General features: G+C 67.6%; 13 protein-coding genes. 3 read left to right on the forward strand and 10 right to left on the reverse strand.

What is annotated here, in order from left to right; translation table 11 throughout:
- Positions 1-2: 2 nt before the first annotated feature.
- From proC to ACIBCN_RS10980, 5 genes are all read right to left on the reverse strand, one after another.
- Positions 3-860, reverse strand: a complete 858-nt coding sequence (proC, locus tag ACIBCN_RS10960) for a pyrroline-5-carboxylate reductase (protein ID WP_396991336.1) — start codon at positions 858-860, stop codon at positions 3-5.
- Positions 861-1043: 183 nt separating this feature from the next.
- Positions 1044-1925 (reverse strand): thioesterase family protein, encoded by an 882-nt coding sequence (locus tag ACIBCN_RS10965; protein ID WP_396991337.1) that lies wholly within the window; start codon positions 1923-1925, stop codon positions 1044-1046.
- A gap of 266 nt (positions 1926-2191) precedes the next feature.
- Positions 2192-3058, reverse strand: coding sequence for a sugar phosphate isomerase/epimerase family protein (locus tag ACIBCN_RS10970; protein ID WP_396991865.1), 867 nt, complete (start codon positions 3056-3058; stop codon positions 2192-2194).
- A 128-nt stretch (positions 3059-3186) separates the two neighbouring features.
- Positions 3187-4731 (reverse strand): hypothetical protein, encoded by a 1545-nt coding sequence (locus ACIBCN_RS10975; RefSeq protein WP_396991338.1) that lies wholly within the window; start codon positions 4729-4731, stop codon positions 3187-3189.
- A gap of 37 nt (positions 4732-4768) precedes the next feature.
- The gene (locus ACIBCN_RS10980) at positions 4769-5803 is read right to left on the reverse strand and encodes a hypothetical protein (RefSeq protein ID WP_396991339.1); all 1035 of its coding nucleotides are present in this window, start codon (positions 5801-5803) and stop codon (positions 4769-4771) included.
- A gap of 143 nt (positions 5804-5946) precedes the next feature.
- Here ACIBCN_RS10980 and ACIBCN_RS10985 point away from each other — a divergent pair, with 143 nt between their 5' ends.
- Together ACIBCN_RS10985 and ACIBCN_RS10990 are read left to right on the forward strand one after the other, a co-directional pair.
- Positions 5947-6744 carry a hypothetical protein gene (locus tag ACIBCN_RS10985; RefSeq protein ID WP_396991866.1) on the forward strand — a complete coding sequence of 266 codons (798 nt, stop codon included), beginning with the start codon at positions 5947-5949 and terminating at the stop codon, positions 6742-6744.
- A 79-nt stretch (positions 6745-6823) separates the two neighbouring features.
- Entirely contained in the window at positions 6824-7156 is a 333-nt protein-coding gene (locus ACIBCN_RS10990) for a hypothetical protein (RefSeq protein WP_396991340.1), read from the forward strand.
- Positions 7157-7362: 206 nt separating this feature from the next.
- Here ACIBCN_RS10990 and ACIBCN_RS10995 read toward each other — a convergent pair whose 3' ends face one another.
- The 3 genes from ACIBCN_RS10995 to ACIBCN_RS11005 all read right to left on the reverse strand — a co-directional run bounded on the left by ACIBCN_RS10995 (position 7363) and on the right by ACIBCN_RS11005 (position 9842).
- Positions 7363-8052 carry a response regulator transcription factor gene (locus tag ACIBCN_RS10995; protein WP_069160635.1) on the reverse strand — a complete coding sequence of 230 codons (690 nt, stop codon included), beginning with the start codon at positions 8050-8052 and terminating at the stop codon, positions 7363-7365.
- Positions 8049-9284: a sensor histidine kinase gene (locus tag ACIBCN_RS11000; protein ID WP_396991341.1), complete on the reverse strand. Its 1236-nt coding sequence runs from the start codon at positions 9282-9284 to the stop codon at positions 8049-8051. The genes ACIBCN_RS10995 and ACIBCN_RS11000 overlap by 4 nt, the downstream gene beginning before the upstream one ends.
- Positions 9285-9437: 153 nt before the next feature.
- Positions 9438-9842 carry a winged helix-turn-helix transcriptional regulator gene (locus ACIBCN_RS11005; protein ID WP_396991342.1) on the reverse strand — a complete coding sequence of 135 codons (405 nt, stop codon included), beginning with the start codon at positions 9840-9842 and terminating at the stop codon, positions 9438-9440.
- Positions 9843-9934: 92 nt separating this feature from the next.
- On the opposite strand from ACIBCN_RS11005, the gene ACIBCN_RS11010 reads away from it, so the two are divergent.
- Positions 9935-10585, forward strand: coding sequence for an NADPH-dependent F420 reductase (locus ACIBCN_RS11010; RefSeq protein ID WP_396991343.1), 651 nt, complete (start codon positions 9935-9937; stop codon positions 10583-10585).
- Positions 10586-10679: 94 nt separating this feature from the next.
- Here ACIBCN_RS11010 and ACIBCN_RS11015 read toward each other — a convergent pair whose 3' ends face one another.
- Positions 10680-12710 (reverse strand): CocE/NonD family hydrolase, encoded by a 2031-nt coding sequence (locus ACIBCN_RS11015; RefSeq protein WP_396991344.1) that lies wholly within the window; start codon positions 12708-12710, stop codon positions 10680-10682.
- A gap of 204 nt (positions 12711-12914) precedes the next feature.
- On the reverse strand, positions 12915-14972 hold the full coding sequence (locus tag ACIBCN_RS11020; protein ID WP_396991345.1) for a CocE/NonD family hydrolase: 2058 nt from the start codon (positions 14970-14972) through the stop codon (positions 12915-12917).
- Positions 14973-15109 lie beyond the last annotated feature (137 nt).

A 15109-nucleotide genomic window follows, 5' to 3' on the forward strand; every position in this document is an offset into this window, starting at 1 on the left:
GGTCACATCACGCTGCCGACGCCAAGGCCTTCGCTCGTGCCACCTTGTTCGGCGGAGCGTTGCTTCGCGGCGTGCAGCGCTTCCAGGAAGGCCGAACGGACCCCGCCACGCTCGAGCTCGCGCACCGCGGCGGCGGTGGTGCCTGCCGGTGAGGTGACCGCGGCACGCAGCTCCGCCGCGGTCTGGCCGGACTCGTCGAGCAGGGCCGCCGAACCGACCATGGTCTGCACCACCAGCTGGGTGGCCACCTCGCGGGTCAGGCCGAGGCCGACGCCCGCGTCCACCATGGCCTCGACGATCAGGAAGAAGTAGGCGGGCCCGGAGCCGGAGACCGCGGTGACCGCGTCCATCTGCGCCTCGGCGACGGTCACCACCTTGCCGACCGCGCCGAGCACCTCGGTCACCAGCTCGAGCTGCGGCGGCCGCGCGTGCCTGCCCGGCGCGATCACGCTCATGCCCTGACCCACCAGCATCGGAGTGTTCGGCATCACCCGCACCACCGGGAAACCCGCGGGCAACTTCGCCTCCAGCCGCGCGGTCGGCACCCCGGCCGCCAGCGACACCAGGATCTGATCGCGATCGTTGCCGACGCTCGCGTTGTCGCTGAGCGCGGCCTTGCCCAACGCGGTCATCACCGCGTCCACGTCAGCGGGCTTGACCGCGACCACCAAGAGGTCCGCGCCGACCGCGGCGTCGGCCACCGAGTCGGTGACCCGCACCCCGAAACGCTCGGCGATCTGCGCGCCCCGCTCCGGAAACGTCTCGACGACGACCAGGTCCTTCGCCAGCCGCCCGGACTCGAGCAGGCCGGCGAGCAACGCCTCACCTATGCGTCCGCCACCGATAACCGCAATTCGCATATCCGCCTCTCCGCGCCTTTTGCCGATCGTTAGGTACCGCTCTGGTTACATCGCGGGCCGGCGGTCAGGTACCTGGCCCAGCTCTGGGGGTACCCCCGGAGTTACCCAGGTACTGGCCGAATCAGATGTTACGTTCCGTGAAATCGAACCGGCGACGCCAGGCGGGCCGTACGCGCGAACGCCTCAGCGAACCGGTATGAGCGCCAACTGGCGGCTCTGCGCGACAACGGCACCCGTGGAATCCAGGATGAGCTGGTCCTCGTCGAACAGCCGGGCGCCGACCTCGTGCGTGGTCGCGATGATGCGCAGCCAGCCGGGGGCGGGCTTGCGGCGCAGGAAGGTGGTCATCTGAACGGTGGGCGACCAGCCGAATTGGCCCAGGTTGTACGGGACCGGCGGGCTCATGTCCGCGCTCATCATCGCGAAGAACATGGCGACCTCCGGGTCCTGCTGGTCGGCGGGGCGCGGGCGCATCCACAGGCGCAGGCGCGGCTCGGCCGTTTCGCCGTCGAGGAAGCGCGCCCACTCCCGATCGAGGTACAGCTCGGCGGACTGGCCCACGTGCACGACCCGGCCCATCGGCGAGCCGGGCTCGTAGCCGACCGCGTCGGCGGGTGGTTCGACAGGCATGTCGTCGTGCTCGCGCGCGAAACGCGGCGCGGCGTCGTCGAGGAGGCCGAAGGTCAGCGCGGTGCGCACCAGCGTGCGGCCCTGCTGGATCAGGTTCACGTCGGCCAGGCAGATCTGGCGGCCGATCTTGCGGACGTGCACCTCGTATTCGACGTCGCCGGGATCGGGCGCGCCGAGGAAGTCGGAGCTGGCCGCGATCGGGGCCAGCTCGGTCAGGGCCGGATCGGCCGCGCGCAGCCAGCGCAGCCCGGCCGCCGCGCTCGTCGCGACCATGGTGCCGCCGTGCACCTTCTTGCCGATCGTCCAGGACTTGCCGATGTGGCCGAGGTAGCGACCGGTGTCGGGGGCCGTCGCGGGCAGCTCGGTCAGCGCGAGCACCCGGCTGAACGGGGCGTCGGTCTCGCTGACCTGTGCTAGATCCAGCTCCGTCGTCATCGTCACTCCTGTCGTCCATCGGCCGCGCCGGCGATCAGGGTTGCCGGTACGCGACGTTCGTACAGCGTATAACCCTATGGGCACATTCCCGATGGCCGGACGGGCGCGAGATGCGTCACATCGGTGCGGGACGACCAACGCGGAGAAAGTCGCTGTCAGGTCAGCACGGAGATGCTCCGTATCGGCAAAACGATTGCGGTGCATAGCTTTTAATGTCCAGCCAAACATCCGGTTGCCAATGCGCTTGCGAAACAGGGACTTTCGTGTCAGGCGTGGTTGACCGGCATCGGCGCGGGCGCGGTTTGACCGTTCAAATGCAGCCGGGCGAACGCGAGGGTGCGGTACAGCATGGTCGCGCGGTCCTGGGTGGTGCGGGCGTTCTGGGTGTTGATCTCGGCGACGGCCTGACCGGCGAAACCGTTGCGGACCAGGGTGTCACACACCTCGACGCACGGCTGGGTGCCCTCACCGGGCACCAGATGCTCGTCGTGCGCGGCGCCGCGGCCGTCGGCCAGGTGCAGGTGGGCCAGGCCCTGACCCATCCGCGCGGCCAGCGCCAACGGGTCGGCGCCCGCGGTCGCGGTGTGCGACAGATCGAGGGTGTAGTGCTCGAAACCGGTGTCGGTCGGGTCGTAGGACGGACTGAACGCGGTGAGCCCGATGCCGGGCCCTCCGCGCCGCTCTAGCCGCTTGACCGCGCGTTCCCCGCGTCCGAACAGGGTGTCGGCGCGCATCGGGAACATGTTTTCCACCGCGACGACGACCGGGCTGTGCTCCTCGAGCTCGGCGACCTGGGCGGCGAAGTTCTCGGCATAGCGGCGCTGCCAGCGGAACGGCGGATGTACCACGACGGTGTGGGCGCCGAGCGCCTCGGCGGTGCGCACGCTGCGCTCGAGTTTGGCGGCCGGATCCGAGCCCCACACCCGCTGCGAGATCAGCAGGCACGGCGCGTGGATCGCGATCACCGGCACGTCGTACTTGCGGGCGTAGGCCTGCACGGTGGCGATGCTCTGACTGGCTGGTTCGGCCCAGACCATCAATTCGATGCCGTCGTAACCGAGTTCGGCCGCGTACCGGAACGCCGCCTCGGTGTTCTGCGGATAGACCGACGCCGTCGAGAGTCCGACGAGGATCTGTCGCCGATCCGGCGAACCCTCGGCCTCGTCCGGGGCGACCGCGGCGGGCCGGGCCGCCGCGCGGGAGGCGTGGCGCACCCTGGTTTCGTCCGCCTGTCCGATTTTCGCCACTGCCGCTCCCTGCCTCAGTTCGTACTGAGAAGAAAGGCTAGCGGTCCGAGCGTGACGAAGACGCCAACGACGACCGCGATGACCGTGCTGAGCACGTCGTCGGTCCGGCGCAGAATCCGCACCAGCGCGACCAGACCGAGAATCACGATCATCGCCAGGGCCAGCGCCACCCAGGGGAGCATCTCCCACATGCGCTCGAAACCCTTGAACAGCAACATGCCCGCGACGGCCGCGCCGGTGCTCTGACCGCCGAGGATCATCCACTGGCGACGGTTGGCGTCGTCTTCGGCCTTCTTGGTCGCCCGGGCGGCGCGGCGCGGCGAAACCTTGTGGTCGGACTGTTCGTCCTCGTCGAAGTCGTCGAGCTCGTCGTGTTCGGCGTCCAGGTCGACGGGCTCGAAGAAATCGGTCTTGCCGTCGTACATCTCGAGCTCGTCGACCGGGGCGCGCCGCGAGTCGCGTTTCGAGCGGCCGAGCTTGCCACGTCCGCCGGCCGCACGTTCGGCATCGGCGCGTTCAGCCCGCTCGACACCGTCCCTGAGCAGGTCGCCGGCCACCGTCTGGCCGGAAACGAGCTGCTGGTCCTGGCTGGCCAGCGACCACGCGGCGGTGGAGATGCCTTCGACTTCGGGCGGCGGTTCGTGGCGTTGCGGCGCATCGGGTTTGCGTCTTCGCGCCGACCAGGCGGGCAGGCCGCCCTCGGGGGCACCATTGCGCTGCGGGGCTCTCGGCGGCGGTTCGGGCGTCGGCGCCCATGGCGCCGTGGCTCTGGACTCCGGCAGCGGTGCCGGTTCGTCGTAGTCGGTGGCCGACGGCGACCAGGCCGCGGTCGACGGCGCGAGCTCTTCGGCCTCGGCCTCGGCCGCGCGACGCCGGGCGGCTCTGCCGCCGGAGGCGCCGTTGCGGCCGTTCGATCCGTTGCGGTCGGGCAGCGCGCCGCCCGCTCCCCCACGACCGTCGACATCGCGCAGCGGCGGGCGTACCTCGGTGGTGGCGTCGTCGTGTTCGTCCTGCCTGCGGCGCCGCCCGGAACGCGGGGCCTCGTCGGGCATCGGGTCGCTCGCGTACGGATTGGGCGACGGGGCGTAGGAATTCGGCGACGGCGCGTACGGGTTCGGCGACGGGGCATACAGATCGGCGGCCGGGTTGTATCGCGAGTCCGGCATGTCCCGGCCCGGCATCACCCGGTTCGACCGGCCGGGCAGCGGATCGGCCTGCGGCTCGGGCTGGGCGTACGCGGCCAGCGGGTCGTACATCGAGATCGGCCCGGACATGGGCGAATACGCCGCGGGGTCCGGCGCGGGTGGCGCGTATGAGACAGGTTCCGGTGCGGGCGGTTCGTACGCCGGCGGTTGGTAGACCGGCTCGTCCGGCTCCGCGTCGGGCGCGGCGTGCGAGGACTGGCCGCTGCCGATGGCAGGCATGTCACCGGTGAGCTCGGCCACCGAGATCCCGCGGCCACCGCGTCGGCGTCGACCACCGCCCGCCGACGACGCGCCTTGCTGGCCGTTGCGGGCCAGCAGCTCGGCGACCGATAGCTGTTTAGCGTCGTCGCTCATAACCGCACCTCACCGGCGCTGCACACGATTCGCTCTCTCATGACGACACCGTTCCTATCGGCCCCGGTAGCGCGGCCGCACTGCCGGGCCCCTGGCGGTCATTGCTGGCCGCCGGGCCCGGTAAGCGTGTCGCTCGAGGTCCGCCATTCATGTCGGTATCCAGTTTGCGCAGGATCAGTCCTTCTCGCAGCGCCCAGGGACAAATCTCCAGGGATTCCAGCGATAGTGCCCGCATACTCGCCTCCGCGACCAATGCGCCAGCCACCAATTGCTGTGACCGATCGGAACTTACGCCTTCTAATTCTGCACGGTCGGCCGCCGTCATCCGCGAGATGAACGCAATCAGTTGGCGCAGACCTGAGCTGGTGAGTGTACGACGCACCCGAGGGCCCGCCGCCGAGGGTGCCGCTCCGGTCAGCCTGGCCAGCGAACGGAAGGTCTTCGATGTCCCGACGGCCAGATCCGGTTTACCCGTGTCCAGCAGCTGTTTCGCGGGCAGCGCGAGCTCCGCGTCGAGCCAGTCGCGCAGCACGTTGACGCGGCGCTTGCCCGGCGGATCCTCCTTCAGCCACTCCCTGGTCAACCGTCCGGCACCGAGCTGTAGCGACACCGCGAGATCGGGTTCCTCGTCGCCACCGCTGGTCATTTCCAGCGAACCGCCGCCGATGTCCAGATTGAGGATGCGGCCCGCGCTCCAGCCGAACCAGCGGCGCACCGCGAGGAACGTCAGCCTGGCCTCGTCGACCCCGGAGAGCACCTGCAGCGCCACGCCGGTCTGCGCGCGAACACGCGCGAGCACGTCCTCGGAATTGGTCGCCTCGCGCAGCGCGGAGGTGGCGAACGGCATCAGCTCGACGCACTTGGAAGTCTCGGCGATGCTGGCGAATTCGGCGACGGTGGCGATCAGCCGCTGCGCACCGGCCTCGGTGATTCTGCCCTCGTCATCGATGTTTTCCGACAGCCGTAAAGTGGCCTTGGTCGAGCTCATCGGCATGGGGTGACCACCCCGATGCGCGTCCACCACCAGCAGGTGGACGGTATTGCTTCCGACATCGAGTACCCCAAGCCGCACATGAACACGGTACTGGGTGATCCGGTCCTATAGGTTAAGCGACTGAACTGTTAGCGTTCCGAGGTGTGACGGTAGGCGCATCAACCAGCGGCCAGACCCGGCCCCGACCAGCGGGGAAGATCGACCCGAGTCCCGAGGTCGACATGGATTTCCCCCGCGAATGGATCGAGTTCGTCGATCCAGCAAACGACGAGCATCTGATCGTCGCCGATCTGACCTGGCTACTGTCCAGCTGGACGTGCGTGTTCGGCACCCCGGCCTGCCAGGGCATCATCGCCGAACGACCCGATGACGGCTGTTGCTCGCACGGCGCGTTCCTCTCCGACAAGGACGATCGCAAGCGGCTACAGAACGCTGTGAAAATGCTCACAGCCGAGGACTGGCAGCTCATGGGTGAGGCCACGGACGCGACCGGAAAGGTGGTCAAGAAGGGCTACCTGGAGCTCGACGAGTTGGAGGACGAGCCCGCGCTGCGCACCCGGCGCTTCGACGGTGCCTGCATCTTCCTCAACCGGCCCGGCTTCGCGGGCGGCGTCGGCTGTTCGCTGCACAGCATGGCGCTGCGGCGCGGCATCGAACCGCTGGAGGTGAAGCCGGACGTGTGCTGGCAGTTGCCGATCCGGCGCACCCAGGAATGGGTGGACCGGCCCGACGGCGTGCAGATCCTGCGCACCACGGTGACCGAATACGACCGGCGCGGTTGGGGTCCCGGCGGCGAGGACCTGGACTGGTATTGCTCCGGCTCGCCGGACGCCCATGTCGGCACGCGGCCGGTCTGGCAGTCCTACGGCCCGGAACTGAAGGAACTGCTCGGCGCGCCCGCGTACGAGGAACTGGCCAGGCATTGCAAGCGTCGACAAGGCCTCGGGCTCATCGCGATTCACCCGGCGACGGTGCACGCGGATCGGCTGCGTGACAGCGCGAACACCGCGACCTCGTGAGGCCCTCGGAATGCTAGCTTGCACCCCGTTCACCTGGAAGGCATGCGATCTTCACCCGTTTGCGGTTTGATGTGCGGTCATGTCCAAGAAAGTTTTGACCCTGGCCGCCGTCGCACTCGGCGCCGCGCTCTGTCTGCCCGCCGTCGCCAATGCCGAACCGAACGGTGATCCCGCCAAGTACGCCGACTTCACCGCGGACTTCATGCCCGCCAACACCCCCGACGCGATGGGCGCCGCGGCGGCGGGCAAGAACCTGATCATGAGCCCGTACGGCACCTCGCGCACCATCGCGTGCCGCGGCACCACCGCGGCGGACGTGTACGACTGCATGCAGGAAGACGACCTGGGCTGGATCTCGTTGCGCAAGATGGACGTTCCGGGTGTCGGCCCGACGTGGACCTACCTGCCGTAAGACGCAGCAAATAACGGCCGAGGACTTCGCAGCGCCCTCGGCCGTTATTTTATTCTCGGCCTTTGCTTTGCCCGACAACTGATTTCGCGGGCACATGGGTAACTCGCCGGGGACGAGCTAACTGACCCGGCGACCGCACGGCCAGCCGCCCGCGTGCCTGTCGTGGCACCCGAGCCCGGCCTGAATACGCGGAGAGGCGGGAGAGCTTAAGCCTCCAGTTTGTAGCCGAGCCCGCGGACCGTGACCAGATGTTCCGGCTTCGCCGGGTCCGCCTCGATCTTCGAACGCAGCCGCTTCACGTGCACGTCAAGGGTTTTCGTGTCGCCGACGTAGTCGGCACCCCAGACGCGATCGATCAGCTGCCCGCGGGTGAGCACCCGGCCGGAGTTGCGCAGCAGGTATTCGAGCAGGTCGAATTCCTTGAGCGGCAAGGTAACCGGCTTGCCGTTCACCAGCACGGTGTGGCGGTCCACGTCCATCCGGACGGGGCCGGCTTCCAGCACGCCACTTTCATTTGTGCCGTCCAACTCGTCGCCCGCGCCGCGGCGCAGCACGGCCCTGATGCGCGCGATCAGCTCGCGCGCCGAGTATGGCTTCGTCACGTAGTCGTCGGCGCCGAGCTCCAGCCCGACCACCTTGTCGATCTCGCTGTCCCTTGCCGTCACCATGATCACCGGCACGCCGCTGCGGGTACGCAGCTGCTTGCACACGTCCGTGCCGCTCATGCCTGGCAGCATGAGATCGAGCAGCACGATGTCCGCACCGGACCGATCGAACTCGGCGAGCGCGGATGGCCCGTCACCGACAACGGTGACTTCGAAACCCTCCTTGCGCAGCAGGAACGCGAGCGGATCGGCCAGCGACTCCTCATCCTCGACGATCAACACACTCGTCATCTGCGTGCCTCCACACCATTGGGTCGGCCCGGCCCCGAGGGGCGCGGGCTTGTTTCTCTCATGCTCACCGTCGGGCCTACGGAATCCTCTTCTCCGTCGGCCTCGTGGTGGGCAGGTATTCGCAGGGTGAACGTCGAACCGGTGCCCAACTTGCTCCACAGGGTGATCTCACCGTTGTGGTTGGCTGCCACGTGCTTGACGATAGCCAGGCCGAGGCCGGTACCGCCGGTGGCGCGCGAGCGGGCCTTATCCGATCGGAAGAAGCGTTCGAACACCCGCTCTTGGTCTTCTTTCGCGATGCCGATGCCACGATCGGTCACGGCCATCGCGACATGGTCGCCACGTAATGACCGGCTGACCGACACATGGGAGCCGGCCGGTGAGTACGCTATCGCGTTCTCCACCAGATTTGATAGGGCTGTGACCAGCAACGTTTCGTCACCGAGCACTTCGAGCCCGCTCGGCCGGTCGGTGCTGACGGTGATTCCGGCGGCCTCGGCGGCGGTCCGCGAGCGGTCCACCGCCTGCATGACGACGGTGTCTACGTCGACCACCTCGAGCTCGGGCAGCTTCTCCGCACCCTGCAGCCGGGACAGCGCAATGAGTTCGGTCACCATTTTGCCGAGTCGCCGGGATTCGCCGAGTACCCGCTGTCCGAAATGTCGCACTGCCTCGGGATCTTCGGCGGATTCCAGCATGGCCTCGGCCAGCAGGCTCATCGCGCCGACCGGGGTCTTGAGCTCGTGGCTGACATTGGCCACGAAGTCGCGCCGGGTGGCTTCCATCCTGGCCTGCTCGGAGTCGTCGTCGGCGAAGAGCACGGTGAAGTTGGTGTCCTCGCGCGATAGCTGGCGGGCGACGCCGCGCACGGCGATGCGGCCGCGGCCGGGCACCGGGTTCTTCGCGGTCAGGTCGAACTCGGCCGACTCGCCGGTGGCGAGCACCTTCTCCACCGCGACCCAGGCGCGCTCGTCGAGCAGGCGGTTGCGGACCAGGCCGAGCTCCTCGGCGCGCGGATTGACCAGCACCACGTCGCGGTATTCGTCGACCACCGCGATGCCGCTCTCGGAGGCGAGCACGATCAGGTCGAGCACCTGCGACATCGTCAGGCCGGAATCCGCCTGCCTGCGGGCCTGCTGCCTGGCGTTCATATAGGGGATAAGTAGCCCGCCGACTGCCAGACCTACGACAGCCGCAAGGACTGCCAGTAAGACGGCTTGCGGAACACTCACACTTGAATCGTACGGTCGCGTAGGACGTATCCAACTCCGGGTACGCGATGTTTCGTGCAGGTCATGGCCACTTCTGACACTGTTAGCCACCCGTTTACGCGCCGTTGGGTATGTCTCAGCCGCATCGTTGTGTCTGCTGGTCGAGGCAAGATTTCAGTCGTCGTCGGCGTCCGGGCCCGCCAAGCCCGCGCCGACAGCGCGGCCGTGCTTGTCGACCCAGTCGCCGAGCGCATAGATGGGGACGAGCAAGTCCCGGCCGGCTTCGGTCAGCTCGTATTCGACGCGTGGCGGGGCTTCGGCGTAGCGGTGCCGCTCGATCAGGGTCATTCGTTCCATCCGGCGCAGGGTCTGCGTCAGCATCTTCTGGCTGATGCCACCGATCGCGGCGCGCAGATCGCTCGGGCGCATCGGGCCCGCGCGCAACATATAGATGACGACCGGTAGCCATGAGTTGCCGAAGACGTCGACACCCAGCCGGGCCGGGCAGTCGGATTCGAAATCGCCGTACGGCGCGAACTCGACCCATTCGGCGGTGATCGGCTCGGGCCCGGCGGTCATGTCTGCCAGCATGCCAGCGCCGTTGCGCACCCGCAGGTGCCTGTTGATCTTCCTAACGTTTGCGTCGAAAACCTTTCGAGCTAGGAGTCAGTATGCGAATCGGAATCATCGGGGCGGGTGCGATGGCGCGGGCGTTGGGCGGCGGGTGGGCCGCGGCGGGGCACGAGGTGCTCGTCGGGGCCAGATCCGCCACCGCGGCAGGCGAATTGGCGGCGGCGATCGGAGGCAAGGCCGGAAGCATTCGTGACGCTGCCGGTTTCGGTGCCGTGGTGTTGCTCGCGCTGCCGGTCGACGCGCTGGACGAGGTGTTGCGGACCGCCGATGGACTGCTCGCCGGGCGCACCATCATCGACTGCACCAACGCCTTCGCGCCGGATACCGCGGGCGCTACGGGGTTCATACTGTCCGAAGACGCTGTCGCCGAGCGCATTGCGGCTGGAGCACCGGCGGCACACGTGGTGAAGGCGTTCAACGTGTGCGCGGCCGAGGTGTGGGAGTCGGATACTCACGTATTCGAGGGGCGCAGGCTGGCGGTACCGCTCTGTGGTGACGACCCCGAGGCATTGCAGCAGGTCGCCACGCTGGTGGAAGACCTGAAACTGCAACCGATTTCAGCCGGTGGGCTGCACCGGGCGAGGTACCTGGAGGCGATGTCGGTGTGCACCGTCGGCCTGTGGTTCGCCGGGCAGGACGCGCGCGCGATCTTCCCGCCGCTGGATGCGGCGTTCGCCGTCACGGATTGATGATGAAACCCGGCCTGAGCATGCACTATTCGCTCATACCCCGCGAATTCGAGCTTTGATGCGCGATAAGTGCACGCTCAGACCGGGTTACGGTTTACCAGCCCGGATTGCCGCGTAGCGGGATATTCACAAAACTTGGCTGGTTCTGGTCGAGCAGCAGGTGCTGCGGGCGCAGGCCGCTGTCGACCAGCAGCGGCATCGGCGGCAGACCCCTCGGAAAGTTACCGGCGTAGACGTCGACGCGCAGCCGGTGCCCCGGTTGCAGTACCGCTTCGATCCCCGGCACCGAAATATCCAGCGCCGTCGGCTGTCCCGGCACGGTGGGCTGCCTGGTGTCCAGCGACAGGTCCGGCACCGGCTCGGTGTAATCGCCGTTCGGCAGGCGGGTGCTGCGGCCCTCGTCGATGGCGCGCAGCGAGGAGACCAGCTGGCCGGAAGACAGCACCGACGACTGTCCGTCCGGCGCAACGTCATTCACCGTGACGGTCCAGTAGCCGTCGGTCGCGTCGTGCACCGTGTTGAGCCGCACCGCGATCGGACCGGAGATGCTGGTCGGCTCGGCGACCGGTGCGCTGGTGAAGGTCAGCCCGCCGAGTTCCTGGATCCGCGCGTCCTTGCTGCAGCCATCGATGATGGACGTCGCGCCCGCCGATTCCTGCGCCATGTCCCGCGAGCACACCCCGGTCAGGCCGGGCGCGACGGTGAGCTGGTCGACGGCCGGGCTCGGCGCGCTGAACAGCGAACCGTCGTGCACGCTGGTCGCGGTCCCGCTCGGCGCCGCGGACAGGTACATCCGCCGATAGTCGACACCGGGCTGGGGGAACGACGGCGAGGTGATCCAGCCGCCACCCTGCTGGCGCACCGTCACCGGACCGTATTGGTCGATGCCGTTGTCGATGTCCTTGAGCCACTTGTCGAACCAGGCGCGCTGCAGCACGTCCATCCGCGGCGGCAGGCCGGGACGGCCGGACTCGTTGCCGTTGCTGATGTGGTAGCCGTCGCCGACGAAGAGCTGTTTCTGCCCGGGGGGCAACGGAATCTGGCGATACACGTCGGCCTGCGAGTTGACGAACACGTCGTGCCAGCCGCCGGTCACGAAGGTGGGCACGGTGATTCGGCTCGGGTCGGTCTCCCACGACTGCCGGAACGGGCTGTCCGCCTGTAGCAGCGCCTGCACCTTGGGATCGAGCTGGTCGATCTCCGGGGTGACCAGGACGTTCAGCAGGGCATCGACGAAGGTGAACGGATCGGCGAGCCGATCCTTCAGCCACTGCGTGTCGAACTGACCGCGGGCCACCGACGCGAGATCCGGTACCAGCTTGGCGCCGTTGACCGCGAGCAGCCAGGCGGGCATGAAGGTGACGCCGACGGCGCCGCCCGGTGCGACCAAGTCACGGAACGGGTTTCGGCTGGGCACCACCGGGAAGATGGCCTTCAGCGCGGGCGGATTCTTCGCGGCGACCTGCAGTTGGTTCAATCCCGAATAGGAGACGCCGTTCATCCCGATATTTCCGGTGGACCACGACTGGTGCGACGTCCAGTCGATCACCTCGACGGTGTCCTGCTGTTCCCGCTCGCGCAGCAGGTCCCAATCGCCCTGGGAGAAGCCGGTTCCCCGGACATCGACGACGACCTGGGTGTACCCGCTCTTGATCAGCTGGCGGTCGACGGTGAAGTTGCGCAGCAGACCGCCGCCGAGCGCCTTGGTGAGATCGGTGATGCCGGAGAACGGGGTGCCCGACAGGTCGACGTCGCGCGCTACCTGCATCACCGCGTCGGACAGCCACGGGATCGAGATCATGCTGTCGGCGATCATCGAGCCCAGTTTGGTGTAGGGCGTCATATTGACGATGGTCGGCGTCGGCGTCGAAATCGGTTGTCCCGCAGCATCGGCCGGGTGATAGACGTTGCCCTTGAGCACGGTGCCGTCGCTCATGATGATCGGCACGTCCCATTCGATGAAGACGTTGGGATATTGCTGCTGGCCGTCCTCGGTGGCCGCCCATGCGGCACCGGTCGCGCCGCCGTCCGGGCCGACCGGGGTCGCGGCGGCCGAGGGTGAAAGGAAGGGGGACAAGGCCACCGCCGCGACGAGCAGTGCCGCGGTGCGGAGCGCATACCTCATTGGATCCACTCTCTTCGGGAACAGATGCTCTCTAACCGTAAGGAGGGAAGCAGAAGCTGTGCGAGATTCGCTGGAGAACAGCGAAAGATCGTGCCGGCTCACAAATTATCGGCCGCGAAATTGATACCGCGCCCGAAACGCGAAAGGGCGCCTTCGCTCGAAGCTATCGAAACGAAGACGCCCTTTCGGGTATTCAGACCGAAATCACCAACCGGGATTTCCGCGCACCGGCACATTCACGAAGCTTGGCCGGTTCGGATCCAGTTGCACGTGCTGCGGTTTCAGCCCGGTATCGAGCAGCATCGGCAGGATCGGCAGACCCTTCGGGAAGTTGCCCGCGTAGACGTCGACGCGCAGGCGGTGCCCCGGCTGCAGAATCGCCTCGGTGGCGGGCAGTGCGATATCCAAAGTCGTCGCCTCCCCCGGCACCGTCGGCTGCCGGTGATCCAGCGAGGTGAACGCCCTCGGGTCGGTGTAGTCGCCGTTGGCGGACTTGCTGCTGTTGGCCTCGTCGACCTCGCGCAGCGACGCCATCAGCTGCCCGGAGGACAACACGGTGGACTGCCCGTCCGGCGCGACGTCGTTGACCGTGGCCACCCAGTAGCCGTCCGCCGCGTCCTGAACGGTATTGAGCCGCACCGCGATTCGCCCGGAGACCGTGGTCGGCTCGGCGACCGGGTTACTGGTGAAGGTCAACCCGTTCGACTCCTCGATCCGCGAGTCCTTCGCGCAACCGTCGATGATCGACAGGATGCCCGCGCTGCCCTGCGCCGCGTCGTTGGAGCACAGGCTGGTCAGGCCGGGCGCGATGGTGAGCCGCGCGGTGTCGTCGTTGGCGGCTGCGGTGAGCGATCCGTCGTACCCGCTGTTCGCGGTGCCACTGCGGTTCGCGGACAGGTACATCCGGCGATGCGTCGGCTCCTGCGCGCCGGAGTTCTCGGTCGGCTCGGCGAACGAATCGGTGGTGACCCAGCCGCCGCCCTGCTGCCGCAACGTGATCGGGCCGTACTGGTCGATGCCGTTGTCGATGTCCTTGAGCCACTTGTCGAACCACGCGCGCTGCAGCACGTCCAGCCGCGGCGGCAGGCCGGGCTTGGCGTACTCGTTGCCGGAGTTGACGTGATAGGTGTTGCCCATCAGCAGCTGCTTCTTACCGGCGGGCAGCGGAATCTCGTTGTAGATCTTCGATTCCGAGTAGGTGAACAGGTCGTGCCAGCCGCCGGTGACGAAGGTCGGCACCTGAATCTTGGACGGGTCGCTCAACCAGCCTTGGCGCGGCGTCGAATTGCCGGTGAGCAGTTCTTTGGCGCGCGGATCCAGGTCCTCGACGCGGGCCGTGGTGTAGACGTTGAGCAGTACGTCCATGAACGTCAACGGATCTCGCACCCGATCGGCCAGCCACTGGGTATCGAACTGCCCGTTGAGCACCGACGCGAGGTCGGGCACCAGCTTGAGCCCGTTGATCGCGGTCAGCCACAGCGGGATGAAGTTGAAGCCGAAGCCGCCGCCGGGCGCGAGCACGTCGTTCATCAGGTCGCTGCCCGGCACGACCGGGAAGATCGCCTGCAGCGCGGCCGGGTGCTTCTCGGCGGCCTGCACCTGGTTGATGCCGGAGTACGAGATGCCGTTCATGCCGATGCGGCCGTTGGACCACGGCTGCGCGGCGGCCCAGTCGATCACCTCGACGGTGTCCTGCTGTTCGCGCTGGCGCAGCATGTCCCAGACGCCCTGGGAGAAGCCGGTGCCGCGCACGTCGACGACCACCTGCGAGTAGCCGCTCTTGATGAGCTGGCGGTCCACGGTGAAGTTGCGCAGCTCGCCGCCGGCGAAACCCTTGGTCAGGTCGGTGACGCCGGACAGCGGGGTGCCGCTCATATCGATCTGGCGGAGCAGGCCGAACAGCGCGTCGGACAGGCCGGGGATGGCCTGCGCGTGGTCGGCGAGGTTCGACACCAGCTTGGTGTACGGGGTGAGGTTGACGACCGTCGGCGTCGGCGTATCGATCGGCCTGCCGGACGCGTCCGCGGGGCGATAGACGTTGCCCTTCAAGACGGTTCCGTCACTCATCGTGATCGGGACATCCCACTGGATGTTGATGTTCGGGTACTGCTGCGGACCATCCTGGGTCGCTTGCCAGGCCGCTCCCGCGGCTCCGCCGTCGGGACCGGTCGGCGCCGGTGCGGCGGAAGCGCCGCTGGTGAGGAACGGGACGAGCATCGCGGCGGCAACTGCCGCGACTGTTACGCGCAACACGTGCTTCATCAGGGGTGATCTACCTCTCGGGCTGGTCGAACGACCAAAGTGTACATACCTACTTGTCGGTAATGACAAGGGGTAACACGTATCGATTTCGAATACAGGTTCACATACAGCAACCCGGGCGGCGAGGCAACGCCCAA

Origin of the sequence: Nocardia sp. NPDC051052 (assembly GCF_044456045.1) — a bacterium.
Classification (GTDB): Bacteria; Actinomycetota; Actinomycetes; order Mycobacteriales; family Mycobacteriaceae; genus Nocardia.

Coding starts and splice junctions, on each gene's coding strand:
- proC (WP_396991336.1), bottom strand. CDS start 860: ATGCGAATTGCGGTTATCGGTGGCGGACGCATAGGTGAGGCGTTGCTC.
- ACIBCN_RS10965 (WP_396991337.1), bottom strand. CDS start 1,925: ATGACGACGGAGCTGGATCTAGCACAGGTCAGCGAGACCGACGCCCCG.
- ACIBCN_RS10975 (WP_396991338.1), bottom strand. CDS start 4,731: ATGAGCGACGACGCTAAACAGCTATCGGTCGCCGAGCTGCTGGCCCGC.
- ACIBCN_RS10985 (WP_396991866.1), top strand. CDS start 5,947: ATGGATTTCCCCCGCGAATGGATCGAGTTCGTCGATCCAGCAAACGAC.
- ACIBCN_RS10990 (WP_396991340.1), top strand. CDS start 6,824: ATGTCCAAGAAAGTTTTGACCCTGGCCGCCGTCGCACTCGGCGCCGCG.
- ACIBCN_RS10995 (WP_069160635.1), bottom strand. CDS start 8,052: ATGACGAGTGTGTTGATCGTCGAGGATGAGGAGTCGCTGGCCGATCCG.
- ACIBCN_RS11005 (WP_396991342.1), bottom strand. CDS start 9,842: ATGACCGCCGGGCCCGAGCCGATCACCGCCGAATGGGTCGAGTTCGCG.
- ACIBCN_RS11010 (WP_396991343.1), top strand. CDS start 9,935: ATGCGAATCGGAATCATCGGGGCGGGTGCGATGGCGCGGGCGTTGGGC.
- ACIBCN_RS11015 (WP_396991344.1), bottom strand. CDS start 12,710: ATGAGGTATGCGCTCCGCACCGCGGCACTGCTCGTCGCGGCGGTGGCC.
- ACIBCN_RS11020 (WP_396991345.1), bottom strand. CDS start 14,972: ATGAAGCACGTGTTGCGCGTAACAGTCGCGGCAGTTGCCGCCGCGATG.